The organism is Desulfurobacterium crinifex (genome assembly GCF_054656775.1).
In genome coordinates this window covers 1,188,002-1,208,875 of the sequence record NZ_BAAHXO010000004.1, presented here as the reverse complement: position 1 = coordinate 1,208,875, position 20,874 = coordinate 1,188,002, and the positions used below count along the sequence as shown (strand labels likewise).

Below are 20,874 nucleotides of genomic sequence, written 5' to 3'. Positions count from 1 at the left end.
TGTCCTCACATACTATTTATAGTACTTATTCCTACAATGGGTAGCAATAAAGAAAATACTATAAAACCAACAATTAATCCCACCAATAGCATGGTGGCAGGCTCAAGCAAGGATGTCAGGTTCTTCACACGTACTTCTACCTCTGTACGCAAGAAATTGGAGGCTTTTAAAAGGAGAGTTGCCAGATTACCACTTTGTTCACCAGCTTTAATCAACTGTAAAACAACTACAGGAAGTTCCTTTATCTCCTGGGAAAAGAGATTAACAAGGCTTTTTCCCTTCTTTAATTCCTCATGAATCCGCAACAGTTTATCTCTTAAATTGTTGTTTTTAACGGTATAGATAGCAGATGTCATAGCCTCTACAATAGGAACGCCAGCCCTTAATAAACTGCTGAGAGTTTCTAAAAAACGCTGTAATTCTATATAAAGAATTAATCTACCAAAAACTGGAATCTGTAATTTCAATTTATCCAGTTTCTTCTTCTCTTTCTTTTCTACAAGTAGAAAAATGAAAACTATCAGCAATATAGAAAGAAGAATTATTGGATAATAATGAACGAAACCGTTACTTATAGCCAAGGTAATCTTTGTGCTTAAAGGAAGTGCTAACTTCATAGAAGTGTATATGGAAACGATCTTTGGTATTACTGTAACCATCATGAAAATAACCACTCCAATGGCGACGGTCAAAAGAACCACTGGATAAATCAGAGCATTTATAAGGATAGATTTCATTTCTTCTCTTTTTTCTAAGATAGAAGCAATTACTTCTAAATTTTGAACAAGAGTACCCCCTTTTTCTCCAGAAGCAACAAAGCTTACTATTATAGGATCCTTTATCCCGGCTTCCCTCAGGGATTCTGACAGGTTTCTACCTTCTCTCAAGCTATTAACTACAGTAGAAAGGAAGAGTTTTTTTCTATCTTCTTTTACTTCTTCAGATAGAGATTCTATGGCTTCAACCAAAGGAATTCCTGCTTCTAAAAGTGTTGCTAATGTTCGAAAGAATATTGCTAATTCCTGATTTGAAAAGGAACGTCTAAAAAGGGTAAAAGAGAATTTCTTCTTCTTAGTAACTACCTCTTTAATCTCATATGGAAAAACCCCTTTAGACTTCAATATAGAAACTGCGATAGATCGAGAAGAAGCTTCAACTACACCTTTTTGTTCTTTTCCCTCTCTATCGTAACCTTTATAAGTAAATACTCCCATTATCCTCTTGTAACCCTTAGAACTTCTTCAACGGTTGTAATGCCCATTTTAACCTTTTCTGCTCCATCCATTCTTAGAGTCTTCATTCCTTTTTCAACTGCCAGAGTTTTTATAATGTCAGAGTCTTTGTTTTCAAGAATAGCTCTTTTTACATCTTTATCAACAATAAGAATTTCGTATATGGCAGTTCTTCCAATATACCCTGTTCCCATACAGTGCTCACAGCCCATACCTTTGAAGAGTTCTCCTTCAAAGTTTTCAAGCCCTATTTCTTTCAATTCCTCAGTTGTGGGTTTGTAAGGAACCTTGCAATGAGGACATATCTTCCTAACAAGCCTCTGTGCTATTACGCCTATAACCGAGGATGCAACAAGAAACGGTTCAATTCCCATATCTAAAAGTCTCGTAACTGAGGACGCCGAATCATTGGTATGGAGAGTAGAAAAAACAAGGTGTCCTGTCAAAGCAGACTGGATTGCTATCTCAGCCGTTTCAAGGTCTCTTATCTCTCCAATCATTATTACATCTGGATCCTGACGCAGGATGCTCCTTAAAGCACTTGCAAAGGTGAGACCAATTTCTGGCTTTACCTGAACCTGAGATATGCCATCAAGCTGATACTCAACAGGATCTTCAACGGTAATTATATTAACCTCCTCACTGTTTATTTCAGAAAGCGCTGCATAGAGAGTGGTGGTCTTTCCTGATCCTGTTGGTCCTGTTACTAAAATAATACCGTGAGGGGTATGGATTAGCTTTTCAAACTTCTGATAATCCTCTCCGAGGAGACCGAGCTCCTTCGTGGAGTAGAGAATACTCTCTTTTGACAAAAGCCTTAGAACAATTCTCTCTCCAAAGTAGGTTGGAAGAGTTGAAACACGGATATCTATCTCTTTCCCACCTACTTTTATCATTATTCTTCCATCCTGGGGAAGCCTCTTTTCAGCAATGTCAAGTTTTGACATGATTTTAAGCCTTGAGACAATCGAAGGAACTTTGGAAGCAGAAACCTCCTTCAGGGTCTTTAAAACTCCATCAATTCTTAGTCTTATCCTCATTCTGTCTTTAAAAGGTTCAAAATGAATATCACTTGCCTTTACCCTGACTGCAGTCATCAGAACATCGTTGATGAACTGAATTGTAGGTGCTTCTTCTTGGGATATAAGAATATCTTCCCCGTATTGGTCAACAAACTCTTCTTGCTCATCTACCGACTCTTCAGACATCAGAAACTTGTTGATCTCATCAAATGGAACAACAACCGTTCGAACGGGTTTGGAGAATATCCATTCAACTTTTTTAATCCCTTCGTAGTTAAAGGGATTATCCGTTGCTATCTCCACTTCAAGCTCATTTTCTTTTAAAGGAATTATCCGCTCTCTTCTAATAAAAGAGAGGGATAACCTCTGAAGAGAATCCTCTTCAGGTTGAGGGAGCTTATCAAGAAAAGGGAAACCTGCCTCTTCAAATAGTTTTTTAATCTCAGATGTTTCCCATTTTAATATTCCCACCACTTCCCTGAAAGAGGAAACCTCTTTCTCGGGAATAAGCCTTTTCAAACGTAGCTTTTGAATGAAATCTCTCTCACTTAACATTTACTTCCAGTCCTTCACCTAAGTTGAATTTTCCAAAACCCTTAACGTCTGAAGTAACTCCCTTCCTTGATTCAACGATTTTTCTAATGTTTTCCCTATAGAGGTTTACTTTTTCTATCGTTAGAGCATTTTCCTCTTCTTTATTCCTGACAACCTTTGGAGTGATAAAAACAAGGAGGTTGGTTTTCTCAATCTGATGTCCAGTCTTCCTGAAGAGATTTCCAATAACTGGAAGATTACCGAGAACAGGAACCCTCTCAACCGTTGTAAGTTTTTTGTTCTTTATAAGTCCTCCAATAACAAGTGTCTGTCCATCCTGAACATCAACTGTCGTTTTTGCTTCCCGCTTTGAAGTTATAGGAGCAGTCTGATCTGCGTTGGCATACCCAACAACATCTTCAACTTTTTCATAGATCTTAAGTCTCACTTCCCCAGAGGCTGTAATATGGGGAGTGATTTTCAGAGTTATTCCAACATCTTTATAGTCGTAGCTTATAACCGGGTTGTTGTTGGCATCGTACTTCATTCCTGTGGAGTAAGGGATTACCTTCGAAATGTTTATCTCTGCTTCTTCGTTGTCTAAAGTTAAAATCTGTGGTGTGGCAATAACGTTTACACCACCCTCTTTTGCATAGGCGTTAAGAAGCAGTCCAATATCTGGCATTCCTTCTCTCCATTTTGCTATACCAAGAAGAAGCCCTGGAGAAGCAGAAGGGTATCCTTCTTGAAGAGGAAGGTTACCGTAAAGACTCCCTCCAAAAGGAACTAAGTCTCCCCTTGAGAGAAATTTCCACTCCACACCAAGCTGGAGAAGTTTATCCATAGACATTTCAACGATTTGAACTTCTACAAAAACCTGAGGTCTCTTTATGTCAATGCTGTTAATTACCTCCTTCACTACTTTAAAATCTGAAGGAGAGGAAAGAACAATAAGAGCATTGCTTGACTTATCGGCTACTATTTTGACCTCTCCAGTCAGTCCCATGGATCTTTTAGAAGTTCCCTTGAAAAGTTTATTGAGAATCTTTGCCATATCTTCTGCAAATGCATAATTCAGCCTGATTATGTGGATGTTTCCATCCTCTACGTTCAGAGGCTTGTCAATATCTGGAAGGAGAGATCTTATTTCCTCTATAACCTTTTTCGTGCCAACAACAAAAAGTGTATTGGTTCTTTTATCAATAGCAAAATGGTAATAATCTCTTCCTGGAAGAGGAACCGATCTGGCTATATCAAAAGCAAATGTCTTGTCAAGAAGTGCCTTCAGGATTTTTTCTACATCTCCAACTTTTCCATTTTTTATCTCAAAGGAAACAATTTCCATTTTCATAGGAGCTCTATCAAGTCTTCTAATAACAGTTTCTATCCTGTGAATATTTTTCTCCTTATCTGTAATAACTATGGCATTTGAATCACGAACGATGCTTATTCTCCCTACAGGAGAAAGAAGATTTTTTACAAGACTCTGAATGTTATTAACCTGAAGGTGATTTGGAACAATTATGTAAGTTAGGATTTTATCTCCACCATCCACAGGACCCGTCTTTACGGTAGAGCTCTCTTTTGGAGCTTCTCTATTTTTAACAATTTTTACATAATCTTTGTATTCAACAACCTGATAACCAAGTCCGTCAAGCGCTGCAACATAGAGATTGAAGAGTTCTCTTTTCGGAATGGGTTTGGGTGATATTATCGTAATCTTTCCTTTTAGAGAAGGTGGGATTATAAAGTTTTTACCCACTGCCTGACTAACAACCTTTGTGAAATCCTGTATATCAACAGAATCAAAGTTTACTTGAACTGTCCTGCCTGTTTCTTGAGCATTAACCGGTGTAGAAAAGATAACGGATATAACAGTTAAAAGGGTTAAAAACTTTTTCATATCATCCCCCTATTCAAGCTCATAATGGAGTTTTACCTCTCTACCTCTTCTTACTACTGTAATTGTAATTGAATCCGAATTCTTAAGCTGTTCAAAGGCAGAAAATGAATCTTCAGGCGTTTTGAGATGAATATCGTTAATGGATGTAATGACATCCCCTGGTTTAATTCCCAGTTTATAGATGAAGCTCTTCCTACTCACATAGTTAATCTTAAGACCTTCAGGTTTTGTATAAGGTGTAATGTTTATGTACTTCAGAAACTTTCCTGAGGATATCTCCTCTATAACTTCTTTTCTTTTAACCTTAAAAACGTTTGTGGAAGTTGAGTTTGAAACTGTGTTTATTCCTTTCACTTTGGATTCTTCTTTCTTAAATAGCCTTAGAACATATTCCTTTCCATTTCTTGATAACAGTACGTAGTCTGGATATACCTTTAAAACTTTAAATCCCTCTATCTCCTTTCCTTCAGACACAGTTATTGTCTTTCCTGTTTTTGTGTCCTTTAAGATAACTATACTGTGACCACACTGACTACATACGATAGTTCCTTTTAAGACAAAGTTTTCAAGGTTAATAATAACTTCTTCTTTCTTTTCAGGTTCAAGTTTCTCAGTCTTTACTGGAGACTTAAAGAAACCTTCTTTCTCAATGTAGGGTGAAGGTACAGCAGGCAGTTTATGGGGTGAGCTAAAGGAGAGGTTTATGGAAACACAAGGTTTCAGTTTCAAAAGAGAAAATGATGAAACGAAAACAGCCGCTGAGTAGGAAAAGAAAATAAGAGAGACAACTATTAACCAGAGATTTAATCTATTCTGCAACATTCTTTTCCTCTTTATTTACCATGGCCTTCACAAACCGTAGTTGTTCTTCCCTGTCTTCAGAGATCTTTGCGTCAATAATTCTGTATTTTAACTCATTTAGGATTCTCTTAAAAACTGGACCAGGTTTAAGTCCTAAGGATTTTAAGTCCTCTCCATCTACTGCTGGTTTTATAAATCTCCATGTCCGTAGGTATTCGAGAATTTTTTCCCTCTTCCACTCCTCTTCGGTCAGTGCAGCTGTAAAGAGAAGAACCTCCTCAGAAAGATTGCTCAGTAACATAAAAATCTCACTGTTCTTCTTGTTCATATCAATTTGTTTCAGAATGGACTGTGGTTTTGAAAGGAGTTCTTTAAGAACACTCCTGTCTTTTTCCGGAACTGCCAGTTCTTCAAGGTAGCTATCTATTTGCTGGTAGGATTGACCTATCAACAGAGCTCCAAAGTAGAGAAGATAATATTTAACCTCCATATCTGGAAAGTTTAGCTTATGCCAGGTTATTATCTTTCTAATCCTCCCGAAAAGATCCTTTTTCTTCCTATCCCAGTTCACTGAAGGAAATAGGGAAGAAAGTATCCCGTAATGGTCAAGACGGTTGAGTACCCTTAAGGGATTATCCTCAAGGAATATCTGTTTCAGCTCGTGATAAATCCTCTGCCCCTCAACAGTTTTAAACAGCTTTCTTCGAACAGCTATCTTCAATAGTTTTTCTGTGTGTGTTCCTAAGTCAAATCTGTAACGGGTAGCAAATCTTAGAGCTCTCAAAATTCGGGTGGGATCTTCAACGAAGGAAAGAGAGTGAAGAATTCTTATCTTCCTGTCCTTTATATCTTTAAGGCCTCCAAAGAAATCGATGAGCTTTCCGAAGTCTTTTTTGTTAAGCTTTATTGCAAGTGTGTTTATCGTGAAATCTCTCCTCATCAGATCCTTTTTGAGTGGTGCCATATCGACTTCTGGAAGAGCTCCCGGAGCTCTGTAAACCTCTGTCCTTGCAGAGGCAAAATCGATTCGAAAACCGTCATGAAAAACAACCGTAGCTGTCTTGAATCTATCAAAGGTATGAACTTTTGCTCCCATTCGTTTTGCAAGTTTCTTCGCAAACTCAGTGGCATCTCCCTCAACAACAATATCCACATCGAAATTTTTCCTGCCGATGATCAGATCTCTTACAAATCCTCCAATAATGTAAGCATTAATTCCTACTTCATCGGCAAACTTCCCGATCTCTTTGAGAAGATTTAGAAGATTCTCAGGCAGACTTTCCAGAAGCATCTGAGCAACGTTCCTGTATCTGGGAGAAGAAAGAGTTCTCTTCTCATAAAATCTGGATATGGTTGAAATTTCATCCTTATATAGGTTCATCAAGATATCCGTTCTTGTGATAACACCTACTGGTTTTCCATTTTCAACGACAGGAACAAATGTTTGATGCCTTTCAATTATTATCTTTTCAACATCTCCAAGATGGGTTTCGGGAGAGACATAAAAGAAATCCCTTTCCATAACTTCAGAAACTACTTCACTTTTTAGTCCCATGTAGATTGCTTTATCAAGAAGGGATCTGTTAACTATCCCAACAATTCTTCCTTCCCTGTCCACAACCGGAGCAGCATTTATACTGTTTTTCATAAGAAGAGCTCTCGCTTTCTCCACAGAAAAATCCTCAGGAACAACGATAGGAGGGGAAGTCATTATATCTTTAGCTCTTTTAAGCGGTTCTACTACCTGTTCGAGTACCTCCCGCAAATTCTCCAGGACTTCGAAAACAGTTTTTCCTTTTATCGAAGCTGATGCAGCTTCTGGATGTCCTCCTCCTCCAAAGCAACCTGCAACTTTTGAAACATCCACTTTGGGAGTCCTTGATCTCCCTATTAGAAACACAGTTCCTCCAACTCCAAGTGCAGCAACAACAGCTGGCAGACCACTTATCTCTAAGAGCTTGCTGACAAGATGGGCAACATCACCAATGTAAGAATCAAACCTGCCATACGTAATACCAATTAGGTTACCGTGAATTTCCACAGTCTTAAGGTTATCTTTCAGAATTTTCAGGATATCAAGTTCCTTATCGGAAAGCTCTAAAGGCAGATACTTTTTAACAAACTCAATATTCGCCCCTATGGAAAGGAGATAAGCTGCTGCCAGAAAATCAAGAGGAGAAGTTGAAGGGAACCTAAACGTTCCAGTATCGGCATAGATTCCTGTAAGCATAACAGAGGCTTCAATGGGAGACGGTATAAGCTTCCTTCCTTTTAAAAGGAAGGTCATAATTGAGGTGGTGGAACCGACAGCTTTGTAGTGGATTTCCACATTTTCCAAATCAGTTTCTGGCGAATGGTGATCGTAGATGATCGTCTTAACTTTTTTCTCTTTTATTAGCTTTTTAATGTTATCAGGTATTCTTTCAGCGTTATCGGTATCGACAATTATCACTTTATCAACATCTTCCGGACTGTAATTGCTTTCTTCAACGAAATCGATAAGTTCCGGATTCTCAGAAAGCAGTTTAACAACATCGCTTCCTTTTGTATCTGGAAGAACAACAACAGCATCAGGATAAAGATTTTTAGCGGCTATAATCGCCCCAAGAGCATCTAAGTCCATATTTTTGTGAGTTGTTATAACCGTTCCCATGAAACTCCCAAGTGAATATAATTACTAAGCTAAGGATCAAATTATAACTTCCTGGAGATTCCAAGTGTTTGTAACAATAAGAGAGTTCAAAGACAAAGGGGAACTCAAAAGGTATCTTCTCTTAATAGGTAATACGGAAGCTGGAGCAGAAATCCTGTCATCGAAGGCTTTTACCCTTAATATAGAAATATCGGGAATCGATACAAGAGCTGCCAACATTCTCAAGCAGGATGCAATATCTGCTGGTGGAGACTGTGGTGTTCCCAGAAAAGCCTCACTGTTTGAGAAGGGAACCTGTACTGTTCTCCTGATGGCTACAGAAAGAAGCCTTTCAAGACTTATAGATAAGTTAAGACTACAACCATTTGGATTAAAACAGCTTGCAGAAAAACTTGAAGAAGTACTGAGAAACTACGCAAAAGGAGAATTTACCATCAGTTATAGAGGAAAGGAACTCAATCTTAAAAAGCCAACCATAATGGGAATCCTGAACGTTACTCCCGATTCTTTCTCTGATGGGGGAGAGTTCCTTTCAATCGATAGAGCGGTAAAACACTGCGAGGAAATGCTTGAAAACGGTGCCAGTGTAATAGACATAGGAGGAGAATCAACAAGACCTGGTTCTGAACCTGTACCTCTGGAGGAGGAGATCAGACGAACTATTCCTGTTATTGAAGAGATAAGAAAAAAACTTGGTGACAAATTCTTCATATCAATCGACACCTACAAATCGGAAGTGGCAGAAAAGGCACTTGACGCTGGAGCAGACATAGTTAATGACATCAGTGGCTTTCACTTTGATCCAAAAATGACAGAACTCGTGGCTAAACGGGGTTGTCCAGCAGTGATAATGCACATAAAGGGAACACCAAAGGATATGCAAAAAGCCCCATATTACGAAGATGTTGTAAGGGAAATCATCCAGTATTTTGAGAAAACCATTGAAGATGCAAAGAAAAAGGGAATTAAAAAAGAACAGCTGATAATAGATCCGGGAATAGGTTTTGGGAAACGACTGGAAGATAACCTTAGCATCTTGAAAAGACTTTCAGAATTTAAAATATTTGGACTTCCAATTCTTATCGGAACTTCCAGGAAAAGCTTTATCGGAGCAATTACAGGCGAAAGTGATCCCAGAAAAAGGTTGGAAGGAACTCTTGCATCCATCTACGCTTCGGTAATCAGAGGAGCAAAAATAGTAAGAGTTCATGACGTTAAAGAAACAAAGAGATTTCTTGATACCCTTCTTGCGATAGAGGAGGTCAATTGTTAGAAACCATACCGAAAATTACCCCATGGGACGTTATAGATATACTGATAGTGGCTTTTCTTATTTACAGAATCTTTGTTTATCTTTCTGAAACAAGAGCCATTCAGATTCTCATAGGGCTTTTAATGCTATTGATTTTTAGCGTAATAGCAAAGTTCTTTCACTTCTACACCCTCTCCTTCATCTTCAACAATTTAATAACCATTGGAATATTTGCACTGTTAGTTATCTTCCAACCCGAAATCAGGAGAATTTTAGCAAGAATAGGGGAAAAACAGTTTGGTGGTTTCTCTTCAGAAGAAGAGGCAGAAAAGGTCATAGAAGAAATCGTTAGGGCCTCTGCCTCCATGTCTGAGGACAGAATAGGTGCTTTAATCGTGATAGAGAGAGATATAAACCTTGATAACTACGTTGAGGCAGGAACAATAATCGATGGAAATGTTTCTAAGGAACTCCTCATAACAATTTTCTGGCCTGGGACACCTCTCCACGACGGTGCAACAATCATAAGGAGGGATAAAATCTACAAAGCCGGTGCTTTTTTACCACTTTCTCTAAATCCTAATCTTCCTCAAACAGTTGGAACAAGACACAGAGCAGCAATAGGAATTACAGAGGAAACCGATGCTGTGGTTGTAGTGATATCTGAAGAGACGGGAGCAGTTTCAGTTTCTTACACAGGTAAGTTGATTAAAAACCTCGATCCACAAAAACTGAAGAAGGTACTGAAAGGACTACTTGTAAAGAAGCCCTCAGAAAGGAAAAATCTCTTAGGCTACCTCAAGAGGAGAAATGAAGGGAGTACTTGACTTTATCTTCTACAAGTTCCACTATAAGGTTCTTGCTTTTATTTTTGCCATCCTGCTCTGGCTTCTTGCTACAAACAAGGAGATTACAGAGGCTGAAATCAGGGTTAGTATAAATCCCATTCCAACGGGAAACTACGAGGTGGTTGACTATTCCCCCAGAGAAATAGAACTGACAGTCGAGGGTTATAGAAAGGATCTACTCATCCTCAGAGAGAAAGGGCAGGTTAACGTTCTCCTGCCCAAAGAACTAAGCTTGAGAGAGAATGGAGAAGGAAGAGTAAGACTTAAAGAAGAGAACATTTTGCTTCCTGTCTCTTCAGCCAAGGTAAAAAAAGTAAATCCCAAGTATATAGAGGTTAAAGTCGAGAAGCTTATAAAAAAGGTGGTCCCTGTAAAATTGGAAGCAACCGGAATAAGGAGAAACCTCAAACTGATTCTCTCGCCAAACTACGTTATAGTTTACGTACCAGAAAAAAGAAAGAATGAAGTACGCTTAGTCAAAACCGAGAAGATAGACCTTTCAAGTATAAAGGGAAATGCTGAAATTTACCTGAATATTGTCAGCAAGTTTAGAGTAGAACCTGATAGAGTAAAACTGATAATCAGAACGAGACAGGAGGGAAGATGAATATCCCGAAGAGAAGACTGTTTGGAACGGATGGTATTAGAGGAATTGCCAACAGGTATCCTTTAACACCTGAAATGGTTCAAAAAATAGGAATAGCTTACGGAGTTTACCTCAATTCCAAGTTCCCAGAAGAAAAACACACAGTAGTTGTCGGAAAAGACACAAGGCTTTCCTCTGACATGATTAAAACTGCGTTTATAAGTGGATTAACTTCAACCAGTGTAGATGTGATTGATGTTGATGTCGTTCCCACACCTGCTATCTCCTTTTTCATTAGAGAAGGGAATCTATCTGGCGGAGTAATGATTTCTGCTTCCCATAACCCATACGAATACAACGGTTTAAAGTTCTTCAACAGAGAAGGAAGAAAGTTTTCAGAGGTAGAAGAGGCATCCCTTGAACTTGTTATCTTTAATAAGTTTGAACTCCCTAAGGCATCCCCTGAAAACGTTGGAAGAGTTTTTGATGGAGAAAATCTTGTAGAAGGCTACGAAAAGTTCTTAGAGTCAGCAGGCAGGTACCTTGCCGGACTCAAGATAGGAATCGACTGTGCAAACGGTGCAACATTCAAGATAGCTCCAGAAATATTCAAAGCCTTAGGCGCAAAGGTTTTCGTCTTCAATGCCGAACCTGATGGATTGAACATCAATGAAGCTTGCGGTGCAACATCTCCCGATTTTCTTGCATCAAAAGTCAAGGATTTAAAACTTAACGTAGGATTTGCCTATGACGGTGATGGAGACAGGTGTATTGCTGTTGATGAAAATGGAGAAATCGTTGACGGCGATCAGATAATGGCAATCCTTGCAGCCCACTACATGGACAGAAACAAAACTGTTGTTGCAACTGTTATGAGTAACATAGGACTTGAACTCTTTCTAAAGGAGCTCGGTATAAACCTCATAAGAACGAACGTTGGAGATAGACTCGTTTCTGAAAAGATGGTAGAAGCAGAAGCTCTCGTAGGAGGCGAACAGTCAGGACACATAATCCTCAGAGATTTCCTTGAAACAGGTGATGGTTTGCTAACTTCCGTTATCCTTGCATCTATTGTGAAATCGACAAGGAAACCACTAAGTCAGCTTGCCAACATGATGAAAAAGTATCCTCAAAAGCTCAAGAACCTGAAAGTTAAAGAGAAAAAGCCAATAGAAAAGATGGAAAAGGTTAGAGAGGCAATAGATCAAGCAGAGAAACGTATGGAAGGAAGAGGTAGAGTTCTTGTAAGATATTCAGGAACAGAACCTCTCATCAGGATTATGGTTGAAGCAGATAATGAAAAGCTGATTGAAGAAATAATAGAACTTATAGAAGAAGCAATAAGAAAAGAAGGTATAGTTGAAGAGTAAGGTTTTAAGAGCCTCCTCATAAGATTTATGGGGGGGCTTGTAATCTATATACTAACCTCCTATTGTTGTAATACCAATACTGAAATAAATTTCTTCTTTAGTGAGAAAGTATTAAAGCAAGAGAAACGAAATTTTCTGTTATTTTCTTTTAAAAAATGGAATTCCAATCCAGTATCGGTATAACATGTCTATACCCGGTGCCCTTCCTTTTGTATTAAAAAATCGTAAATTAAAGTTGAGAATTACCTTGTAAAGGAAATAATTATTTTTAAGGATAAATCCGAGAGGTGAATATACCAATTCTTCTTGAAGGAATTCTAGAAGGAAAAAGACTTCAGAGAGAACTTAAGTCTCTTGGTTTGAGAAAACATGATATCAAATCCGTTTATACTGCCAATGGTTTAACTTTGATATTCCTCAAAGACGAACACTTGTGTAAAGTTTACAAAGAGCTTATTCCTGATAAAGAGACCGTCAACGAAATTATTACAGTCCACAACTACGTTGAGAGATTCAAGTATCTCATTGACATAGAGAGACTTGCAGAAATTGAAGCTCAGGAAGCGGAAATTAGAAAACTATCAGGAAGAGAGAGGGAGCTCCTTGGCAGGGCAATCTTGGATCTGAAAGGAACAAAGGCAGGGACAAAGTTTCATCTGCACCTTGTCAGGTTCTGGAGAGAAAAGCCAATAGAGACCGAAATTGGAACCGGAGATATTGTCCTTGTAAGCAGGGGAAATCCTTTAAAGAGCAATCTACTTGGAACTGTTATAAGAATTACAGAAAAGACAATAACCGTCGCGTTTGATAACAGACCTCCTAACTGGGTTTACAAAAAGGGAGTAAGGATTGACCTCTATGTAAACGACGTAACGTTCAAGAGAATGGAAGAGAACCTCGAGAGCTTGCGCCACGCTGCTCTTAGGCAGAGAGAGTTAAGAAATGTCATTCTTGGCCTGAAAGAACCAGCAGAAGCAAAAGAAGAAGACTTTGAAGTTGTTGATAAAAGGCTCAACGAGACTCAGATAAACGCCGTCAAACGAGCTCTTGGAGCAAAAGACTTTTATCTCATACATGGACCACCGGGAACAGGGAAAACAAGCACAATTACAGAATTGATTGTTCAACTTGTTAAGAGGGGCAACAAAGTTCTTGCAACTGCTGACTCAAACATTGCAGCAGATAATATTCTCCTGAATCTTTCAAAGTATCCTGAATTGAAACTTGTAAGAATTGGCCATCCTGCCAGAGTTCTTGAAGAACTTGAGAAATTCTCAATTTATGCCCTTTACGAAGAGCATGAAAAAACCCAGAAAATAAAAGAAGGCTGGGAAAGAGTAAGGGAACTGATAGTAAAAAGAGACCAGTTTACAAAGCCTGTTCCTCAGTTAAGGAGAGGTATGAACGACGATGAAATAGTCTACTTTGGAAGAAAAGGTAAGAGTTTTAGAGGAGTTCCTAAGAAGACTATGCGTTCAATGGCAAACTGGATTCTCACAAACTATGAAATTGATGTCAGGATAAAAGCTTTAAAAGAAATGGAATCAATAGTCCTGAGAGAGATAATCACAAATGCCGATGTTGTAATTTCAACAAACTCGATGGTTAAGTCAGAGCTCCTTGAAGGCTTTCACTTTGACGTTGCAGTAATAGATGAGGGAAGTCAACAGGTTGAACCATCAACACTGATTCCAATAATGAAAGCAGATAGGTTCTACATTGCTGGAGACCACAAGCAGCTTCCGCCAACCGTAACAAGTGAAGAGGCGAAAGAACTTGAGAAGACGCTTTTTGAAAGGCTCATAAACAAGCATCCAGAGCTCTCCTCGATGCTCCAGATTCAGTACAGAATGAATGAGAAGATCATGGAGTTTCCAAATAGAGAGTTCTATGGAGGGAAACTAAGAGCAGCGGAGGTGGTGAAAAAACATACACTTGCCGACTTCAACCTGGAAGAGCCGGAAAAGTTCAAGGAAATACTTAATCCCGAAGAACCAATAGCTTTCTTAGATACTTCAACCATAAACGCTTACGAATTTCAGCCCGAAGGTTCAACCTCTTATGAAAACTATGAAGAGGCAAAGTTAGCAGTTGCGATAGCTGAGGAGCTCCACAGAATGGGGCTTGACAAAAAGGACATTGGAATAATCACGCCGTATGCTGCTCAGGTAAAACTGATAAAACAACTTCTAATCGAGAAAGACCTGAAAGTGGAAGTTAACTCTGTCGATGGATTTCAGGGAAGGGAGAAAGAAGCAATCATCATCTCCTTTGTCCGTTCAAACGATGAAGGCGAAATAGGTTTTCTGAGGGATTTAAGAAGACTCAACGTTGCAATAACAAGACCGAAAAGAAAGCTCATAGCGATAGGAAACGCAGAGACACTTTCAAATCATGAAACCTACAAAAGGTTTATAGAACATGTAAAAGAGAAAGGAACTTTTCAGAGAGTAACCTAAAGACTTTTCCTTTTCTAAAGGAGGGCTGGGAGGCTTTTAGTATCTTTTAAACCTCCACAGCCAACTCTTCTTTTACCGGTTTTAAATCGTCGAGCCAGCCGGCGTTTGGAGTAAGTTTTCTCTTGAACAACTTTCCAACTTTCTTTGGATTTTTCGCCTGATGGTACTTCATATAGATTTCGTCTCCAATTATTCCAACTATCTCTATCTTTCCAGTCTTGTGGGACATTATGTATTTGAACCTTTTAGCGTGACCATCTAACTTCTGTTTAGCCTTTTCAACTATCTCGTATCCTTTCTTCAATGGAACCTGGAAGTGAGTCTTAACTCTCTTAACAGGGCGACACTGGAAGACGTAGTAGGGAACAACTCCAGCAGAAACTATTTCCTTCATCAATGTTGCAAGGATTTCTGGGTCATCGTTCACACCTTTTAAGAGAACAGCCTGGTTGCTGACCACTATTCCATGTCTTATCAGTGCATCTACTGCTTTTCTGGCTTCCTTTGTAACTTCTTTTGGATGGTTAAAGTGGGTAACCAAATAAATTCTTCTCTCAGGAGTTGAGTACTTTGAAAAGACTTCAAGGAGCTTACTGTCTTCATAAATTCTCATTGGATAAAAGACTGGTGTTCTACTTCCAAAGCGGATGAACTTTAAGTGTTCAATCTTTGAAAGCTCAGAAAGGAAATACTCAATCACATCTGTTGGCAGAACAAGTGGATCTCCTCCAGAGATTAAGACGTTTGTTATCTCCCTGTGTTCCTTTATATACTCAACCGCCCTGTCAAATAATTTCACAGTTTCGTCTGTTGGAATTCCAACCATCCTTTTTCTGAAACAGTGCCTGCAGTAACCGGCACATCTGTTCGTAACAAGGAGAAGAGCTGTCTCTTTGTATTTATGTTGAAGGCCTGTAAGGACGGTATTCTCCTTCTCTCCACTGGTATCGTAAGATCCTGCAATGTCCAGTTCACCAAGAGAAGGGAAAATAATGTTTTTAATTGGATCTGCAGGATCGTTCCAGTCTATAAGACGGGCATAGTAATCTGGAATGAACATAGGATGTTTTTCAATAACCTTCTGAAGTTTCTTTTTCTCCTCTTTATCAATTTCAATCTGAAAAGTTTTCTCTAACTCTTCGATTGAAGAGAAACCGGGTATCTTCATGCTGAACTCCTGCTGATTAATGTTTTACATTTAAACTGAAGGATTTGGCGGGTTAAAGCTTATATGAAGAAATAATAGTAATAACAATCATTCTCGTCAAGTTTCGCAGATTCCAGCAGAGACAATATGAATTGGTAACTCTGTCTTAGAAAGCCCAAGAAAGTTCTGGAGTTCAAAGTCGTAAAAAGCTCCTTTTCCACAGGCACCAAGATTCAAAGATTCAGAAGAGAGGTACAGAAACTCTCCAAGAGCTCCGGCTTCCATTAAAGCTCCTTTGAAATTTCCTGAAAGGAGAGATTGTCCTCTCCTCCTTCACCGCAAATCCTGAATAGAACATCAATTGTTTCCTGAGTATGTCCCTCAAAGGGTAAGAGTGGAAACTTTTCAACATTCTTGTAAACTTTGAACGGATTGGGATAGTTGGACCAGTCCAAATAGTGGGATTTTCTAACACTCTCAAATGTGAGAGCACTTTTTACATGGTAGTTGTAGCAATTATTCATTATCCCTTCCATCTAAACGGTTTTATCAGTTCTTCTTTTCTTTCGTCCAAACATTTGAAAGTATGTCGTGCACAAGGTTTATTAGTTTATCCCGAAACTCTAATGGATAAACCCTTGTGGTTCAATAGGTTGAAGCCTGTATTGATGAAGTAAGCTTATTTCAAGGTTTATTAGACTTATATGTAAGACTCAGATTCTGAGGCGATTGAAACACAATACCTCATTTTGGTACAGGTTGAAATGCCCTAAAAAGTGGAAGGGATTGCGACGTAAACGGTGCTTCCTTTGGATGAACCGAGATACGCATAGTTGAAACGCCCTAAAAAGTAGAAGGGATTCTCTTCCTTTTTCAGGGGGGAGTCTGAGGGGGGAAGTCTGTTCCCCCCTCACCTTTGTCTGCCCTAAAAAGTGGAAGGAATGTAAGAAAGGTGACAAGAGACGTATAACGAGTAACAGGTTTCTTTTTTTCGCTCGTTTCTTGTCACTCGTTTCCCGTTTCTATTGTCAAATCTCTTATTGTTTCTCTCAAAAGTTTTGAAAGCTTTTCTGATCTTTTTCTGGAAATTTCCAGAACTTCTTCATGGGTTGCTTTAATGTTCAGAGTATCATTAGTTATAACAGTTAACGCTGCAACTTTCATGCCGTAAAACTTTGCAGCAAGAACATCGGGAACCGTGGACATACTAACAACATCAGCTCCTGCAACTTCCAGAAATCTTATTTCTGCAAAGGTTTCATAGTTTGGTCCCAACACTGAAGCAAGAACAACAGGTACAATTTTTATCCCAAGCTCCAGTCCTTTCCTTAAAAACTTATCAGAAACTTCCCTGTCATAGATTTCTTTTCCGTTTATAAAAACCTTACTGCCGTAATCCTTTATAAGCCCCACTAAGGGATTTCTGCCAAGAAGATTGATATGGTCAACGATTATTCCTATCTCAGAAAAGGCTGCTTTCCTTGAAATTGCTCCGGAAGCACAGGTTGGGATGAAAAGCTTCACTCCCAAATTTGCAGCAAGTTCGGGGATGAATCTTATCTCACTGTCACTCCTGCCTTCATAGTAGTGGAAGCGACCTTCAAAGAACAGAACTCTTTTACCTTCAAATTCCAGTATTTTCAAGACTCCAGAATGTCCAGGAACAGCAGGTTCTGGCATATTGGGAATCTGGTAATAAGGTATTTCTACACTGGTTTTACCAATCTCAACGCCAGAGCCACCAACTATTGCTATATCAAAGCTCTCAATACCTGTTTTATCTCTTATAAATTCGGCTGCTTTCATACCTTTGACCCAGCTTGCATCTTCTTAATAGCACTAATTATCACCCCTCCCCCTCCCATCAAGGGAGGGAAGCAGGGGAAAAGCTCAGTATATCTCTAAATCTTTGGCTTCAGAAACAGCAGCTTAGATTTAGGATTTTTAAGGATACTTGATTCTGTAAATATGGAAACAAAGATATCGTAATCCGGCAGATAGTCAAACTCTTCTATTCCCCCCATCTTATAGACCGGAACTGTGGCTTCTTCCCAATCGAAAGAAGCTCCGTTCTGATAGAGAAGAAGTACTCTACCACCGTCAAAGGTATAAACGTTGGTTAGAAGGTGTGGAACTTCATTTTTGTTCTGGGAGAAGAGAACTTCTTGATTTCCATCACCATTGATGTCGATTGGCTTTGGTTTTGGAGTTATATAGTAGCTTACGAGATAGTCATCAATATTCCAGTAGAGACAATTTGGAGAAGCACCAATCTGAATAGGTGAACGCCAGATAACTTTGTCGCCATCCGAAACATTAAAGTAGTAGTTAAGATCATAGTATGCGTAATACTTTTCGCCGCCAGTTACAAAAATTTGAGCACTTGTTACCTGGAACTCTTTTGGAACTTTCACTTTGCTAACTGCTTTAAGTTTTTTGTCCTCAGGTTTTAAAACGAAAACCTCTCTTCCAAAGAGTTTATCGTTCTTTTCACTAACCTTCTGACCATAGATAGTGTCGTTTATTTCATCTCCATCCGTGTCAAAACCTGAAACAATCAGATTGGATGAAGCAAGTTTTACAAGTCTTCCATTTTCTACCCTAAATAGACCGGAAGAAACACTCTTTGTGTCCTGATAGAAACCATCTATCAAAATTTCCAGCTTGCCATCCTTATCAATATCAACTGGAGAAATATGGAATAGATAAGAACCGGGGAATGGATTTCTGAACTTATAGACTTTTGAAACACCGTAAGGATTTACATGATAGACTCTAATGTCGTTATCCGTTAGCACAACCAGTTCATTTTCCGGTGTGCTGTCAACATTTCCTGTGAAGAGGCTTGTAGTGTGACCTTTAAAGTCAAGAACAACTTTATAGGCCGTTTTTACGTTAACTGCGAAAGAGGAAACGGGAGATCCTTCCCATGGAAAGACTTTTAAAAGTCTTTTTGTCCCATCGTAAACTTCCACTCCCTTGTTTGAAACGACAAAATAACCATCGTAACCTGTCAATCTATCGGCAGGAACTCTCCTTTTGAAATCTGAAGGAAACCTCAGGTTAAATAGCTTCTTAAACTTCTCTCCTTCGTCGTAAGAAGCAAGTGTTATGGACTTAACCTGATTTTTCAGAGCTCCATAGAGATTCTTTCCTTCATCTTTTGCAAAGTTCAGGAAAAGAACCTTGTTAAAGGTAAATTTTCTAACCCTTTCTCCAACTACAGGATTACCAATTGTTGGAAGCGCTATTGAGTAGTTGTCTCGAACCTCTTTTACTTTTAAAATTGCTCCACTTTCTGAGAGAAACTGATCCCCTACGGAGACTCCATTTTTCTTTCCAAGATCTATTATGAAGCCATCATAACTGTTGAGAACAATCTCTCCCTCTATCGGTTGAAATTCCTTTTTCATATAGTAAACAACGTTCTCAACACCCTTCAGATTTACTTCCGGCTGAACTTTCTCTTCTTTTGGCGCATAAACAGTATAAGTTGGTTCTTCTTTCTTAAAAGGATTGAGAGAACCCAAAGAACAGGACGATACTAAAAAGGGAACTATCAAAAGTAGTTCTTTCCTCATCTACGCTCCCGATCAGGTTTTCTGCTGAAATCATAGCAGAATTATTGGTATATCCAAAAGATGTTTTTTGACCTTTCCATCAAATAAGAAGGAATAAAAAAGAGGCTGGAGGGACTTTGGCATCTATAAAAATAAAAGAATCCTCCTGGCACAAAACTTGCGTTAATTGAATAAAAACCTCAAAGGAGGACAAAGGTGATAGAAGAGAACATTAAACAACTGGTTCAGTCTCTAAATGTTTTTTACCTTCTTGCTGGTGCTGTAATGATTCTCTCAATGCACGCTGGATTTGCTTTCTTAGAAGCTGGTACAGTCAGGAAGAAAAATCAGGTAAACGCTCTTGTAAAGATCATTGTTGATGTGGCTGTTGCCACTATCGCCTACTTTTTCATCGGTTATCCACTTGCACACAAAGTGTGCTTCATTAAACCTGCAGCAGACCTTGTTGCAGACCAAGGATTTGAACTTGTCCGTTTCTTCTTCCTCTTAACGTTTGCAGCCTGTATCTCTGCAATTGTTTCCGGTGGCGTTGCAGAAAGAATGAAGTTCAAACCCTACACAACTGCTGGATTCTTCCTTGCTGGTGTCATTTACCCAATATTTGAAGCACTCATCTGGGGAGAGAGATGGTCTCCTGCTTTTCAGAGCTTAGTTGAAAAGACATTTGGAGCTCCAATTCACGATTTTGCAGGTTCGATGGTAGTTCACGGACTTGGTGGATGGATAGCCCTTCCAGCAATCCTTGTCCTTGGTTCCAGAATGGGAAGATACATAAGAGGGAAATCAAAACCTATTCCAATCAGCAACATTCCATATCTTGCTCTTGGTAGCTGGATTCTGATAATTGGCTGGTTCGGATTCAACGTAATGAGTTCTCAGAGCATTGAAACCATTTCAGGTCTTGTTGCAGTAAATTCTTTACTAGCAACGGCAGGTGGCTTGATAGGTGGAGTTCTCTTTGGGAAAAACGACCCGGGATTTATTCACAACGGCGCATTGGCTGGACTTGTTGCAATTTGTGCAGGATCCGATATTATTAACCCAATTGGAGCGTTCATCATTGGTCTTGTTGCAGCATGGATATTCATCAAAGCATTCATCTGGGAACAGGAAAAGTTAAAAATTGATGATGTTCTCGGTGTTTGGCCTCTTCACGGTCTAAATGGAATATGGGGTGGGATTGCTGCTGGAATATTTGGACAAAAAGCTCTGTGGGGACTCGGTGGAGTCTCTTTAATTTCCCAGATTTTTGGAGCTGTATTAACGGCTGTATTTGCTCTTGTTACAGGATTTGTCCTCTATAAGCTTCTTGATATCGTCTTTGGTCTAAGACTTTCCGAAGAAGAAGAGTTCCAAGGCTCCGACCTTTCCATTCACAAAATCAACGCCTATCCAGAAGATACTCTCAAGGTTTAATTCCCTTCTTCCCTCCTTTGGCTCCCCTTTTTAAAGGGGAGGGGGTTCTTTCTCAATCCCTTGCTAAAAC

The 20,874-nt window shown here is 39.1% G+C and carries 16 protein-coding genes; 6 read left to right on the top strand and 10 right to left on the bottom strand.

Annotated elements, in window-relative coordinates:
* Nucleotides 1-5 precede the first annotated feature (5 nt).
* Genes ACYQ3A_RS08260 through ACYQ3A_RS08240 form a run of 5 tightly spaced genes read right to left on the bottom strand, consistent with a single transcriptional unit; the run spans nucleotide 6 to nucleotide 8,145 of the window.
* Complete coding sequence (locus tag ACYQ3A_RS08260; protein WP_459896808.1) at nucleotides 6-1,214, bottom strand: type II secretion system F family protein; 1,209 nt, start codon at nucleotides 1,212-1,214, stop codon at nucleotides 6-8.
* Nucleotides 1,214-2,809, bottom strand: a complete 1,596-nt coding sequence (gene gspE / locus ACYQ3A_RS08255) for a type II secretion system ATPase GspE (protein ID WP_459896807.1) — start codon at nucleotides 2,807-2,809, stop codon at nucleotides 1,214-1,216. The genes ACYQ3A_RS08260 and gspE overlap by 1 nt, the downstream gene beginning before the upstream one ends.
* Nucleotides 2,799-4,691 (bottom strand): type II secretion system secretin GspD, encoded by a 1,893-nt coding sequence (gene gspD / locus ACYQ3A_RS08250; protein ID WP_459896806.1) that lies wholly within the window; start codon nucleotides 4,689-4,691, stop codon nucleotides 2,799-2,801. The genes gspE and gspD overlap by 11 nt, the downstream gene beginning before the upstream one ends.
* A 9-nt stretch (nucleotides 4,692-4,700) precedes the next feature.
* A complete protein-coding gene (locus ACYQ3A_RS08245) occupies nucleotides 4,701-5,513 on the bottom strand; it encodes a hypothetical protein (RefSeq protein WP_459896805.1) in 813 nt (270 codons plus the stop codon).
* Entirely contained in the window at nucleotides 5,500-8,145 is a 2,646-nt protein-coding gene (locus ACYQ3A_RS08240) for a CBS domain-containing protein (RefSeq protein WP_459896803.1), read from the bottom strand. Before ACYQ3A_RS08240 ends, ACYQ3A_RS08245 begins: the two co-directional genes overlap by 14 nt.
* 64 nt (nucleotides 8,146-8,209) lie before the next feature.
* Here ACYQ3A_RS08240 and folP point away from each other — a divergent pair, with 64 nt between their 5' ends.
* From folP to ACYQ3A_RS08215, 5 genes are all read left to right on the top strand, one after another.
* Entirely contained in the window at nucleotides 8,210-9,418 is a 1,209-nt protein-coding gene (gene folP, locus ACYQ3A_RS08235) for a dihydropteroate synthase (RefSeq protein WP_459896801.1), read from the top strand.
* Nucleotides 9,412-10,224, top strand: a complete 813-nt coding sequence (cdaA, locus tag ACYQ3A_RS08230) for a diadenylate cyclase CdaA (protein WP_459896800.1) — start codon at nucleotides 9,412-9,414, stop codon at nucleotides 10,222-10,224. Before folP ends, cdaA begins: the two co-directional genes overlap by 7 nt.
* Nucleotides 10,208-10,852 (top strand): YbbR-like domain-containing protein, encoded by a 645-nt coding sequence (locus ACYQ3A_RS08225; RefSeq protein ID WP_459896799.1) that lies wholly within the window; start codon nucleotides 10,208-10,210, stop codon nucleotides 10,850-10,852. Before cdaA ends, ACYQ3A_RS08225 begins: the two co-directional genes overlap by 17 nt.
* Complete coding sequence (glmM, locus tag ACYQ3A_RS08220; RefSeq protein WP_459896798.1) at nucleotides 10,849-12,201, top strand: phosphoglucosamine mutase; 1,353 nt, start codon at nucleotides 10,849-10,851, stop codon at nucleotides 12,199-12,201. The genes ACYQ3A_RS08225 and glmM overlap by 4 nt, the downstream gene beginning before the upstream one ends.
* A gap of 287 nt (nucleotides 12,202-12,488) precedes the next feature.
* A complete protein-coding gene (locus ACYQ3A_RS08215; RefSeq protein ID WP_459896796.1) occupies nucleotides 12,489-14,660 on the top strand; it encodes an IGHMBP2 family helicase in 2,172 nt (723 codons plus the stop codon).
* Between the two features lie 46 nt (nucleotides 14,661-14,706).
* Here the strand turns inward: ACYQ3A_RS08215 and ACYQ3A_RS08210 are convergent, their stop codons facing one another.
* The 5 genes from ACYQ3A_RS08210 to ACYQ3A_RS08190 all read right to left on the bottom strand — a co-directional run bounded on the left by ACYQ3A_RS08210 (nucleotide 14,707) and on the right by ACYQ3A_RS08190 (nucleotide 19,388).
* Nucleotides 14,707-15,828 (bottom strand): KamA family radical SAM protein, encoded by a 1,122-nt coding sequence (locus ACYQ3A_RS08210; RefSeq protein ID WP_459896794.1) that lies wholly within the window; start codon nucleotides 15,826-15,828, stop codon nucleotides 14,707-14,709.
* A gap of 96 nt (nucleotides 15,829-15,924) precedes the next feature.
* Nucleotides 15,925-16,092: a nitroreductase family protein gene (locus ACYQ3A_RS08205; protein WP_459896792.1), complete on the bottom strand. Its 168-nt coding sequence runs from the start codon at nucleotides 16,090-16,092 to the stop codon at nucleotides 15,925-15,927.
* Entirely contained in the window at nucleotides 16,092-16,331 is a 240-nt protein-coding gene (locus ACYQ3A_RS08200) for a hypothetical protein (protein ID WP_459896790.1), read from the bottom strand. Before ACYQ3A_RS08200 ends, ACYQ3A_RS08205 begins: the two co-directional genes overlap by 1 nt.
* Before the next feature lie 481 nt (nucleotides 16,332-16,812).
* Nucleotides 16,813-17,613: a purine-nucleoside phosphorylase gene (locus ACYQ3A_RS08195; protein ID WP_459896788.1), complete on the bottom strand. Its 801-nt coding sequence runs from the start codon at nucleotides 17,611-17,613 to the stop codon at nucleotides 16,813-16,815.
* Nucleotides 17,614-17,708: 95 nt separating this feature from the next.
* Nucleotides 17,709-19,388, bottom strand: coding sequence for a hypothetical protein (locus tag ACYQ3A_RS08190; RefSeq protein ID WP_459896786.1), 1,680 nt, complete (start codon nucleotides 19,386-19,388; stop codon nucleotides 17,709-17,711).
* Nucleotides 19,389-19,583: 195 nt separating this feature from the next.
* On the opposite strand from ACYQ3A_RS08190, the gene ACYQ3A_RS08185 reads away from it, so the two are divergent.
* The gene (locus tag ACYQ3A_RS08185; protein WP_459896784.1) at nucleotides 19,584-20,804 is read left to right on the top strand and encodes an ammonium transporter; all 1,221 of its coding nucleotides are present in this window, start codon (nucleotides 19,584-19,586) and stop codon (nucleotides 20,802-20,804) included.
* Nucleotides 20,805-20,874: the final 70 nt, after the last annotated feature.

Bases quoted from the DNA above. Each gene is read 5' to 3' on its own strand.
- ACYQ3A_RS08245 (WP_459896805.1), bottom strand. From the start codon at position 5,513: ATGTTGCAGAATAGATTAAATCTCTGGTTAATAGTTGTCTCTCTTATT.
- gspD (WP_459896806.1), bottom strand. From the start codon at position 4,691: ATGAAAAAGTTTTTAACCCTTTTAACTGTTATATCCGTTATCTTTTCT.
- ACYQ3A_RS08200 (WP_459896790.1), bottom strand. From the start codon at position 16,331: ATGAATAATTGCTACAACTACCATGTAAAAAGTGCTCTCACATTTGAG.
- ACYQ3A_RS08240 (WP_459896803.1), bottom strand. From the start codon at position 8,145: ATGGGAACGGTTATAACAACTCACAAAAATATGGACTTAGATGCTCTT.
- ACYQ3A_RS08195 (WP_459896788.1), bottom strand. From the start codon at position 17,613: ATGAAAGCAGCCGAATTTATAAGAGATAAAACAGGTATTGAGAGCTTT.
- ACYQ3A_RS08190 (WP_459896786.1), bottom strand. From the start codon at position 19,388: ATGAGGAAAGAACTACTTTTGATAGTTCCCTTTTTAGTATCGTCCTGT.
- ACYQ3A_RS08260 (WP_459896808.1), bottom strand. From the start codon at position 1,214: ATGGGAGTATTTACTTATAAAGGTTACGATAGAGAGGGAAAAGAACAA.
- ACYQ3A_RS08210 (WP_459896794.1), bottom strand. From the start codon at position 15,828: ATGAAGATACCCGGTTTCTCTTCAATCGAAGAGTTAGAGAAAACTTTT.
- ACYQ3A_RS08205 (WP_459896792.1), bottom strand. From the start codon at position 16,092: ATGGAAGCCGGAGCTCTTGGAGAGTTTCTGTACCTCTCTTCTGAATCT.
- glmM (WP_459896798.1), top strand. From the start codon at position 10,849: ATGAATATCCCGAAGAGAAGACTGTTTGGAACGGATGGTATTAGAGGA.
- gspE (WP_459896807.1), bottom strand. From the start codon at position 2,809: ATGTTAAGTGAGAGAGATTTCATTCAAAAGCTACGTTTGAAAAGGCTT.
- ACYQ3A_RS08225 (WP_459896799.1), top strand. From the start codon at position 10,208: ATGAAGGGAGTACTTGACTTTATCTTCTACAAGTTCCACTATAAGGTT.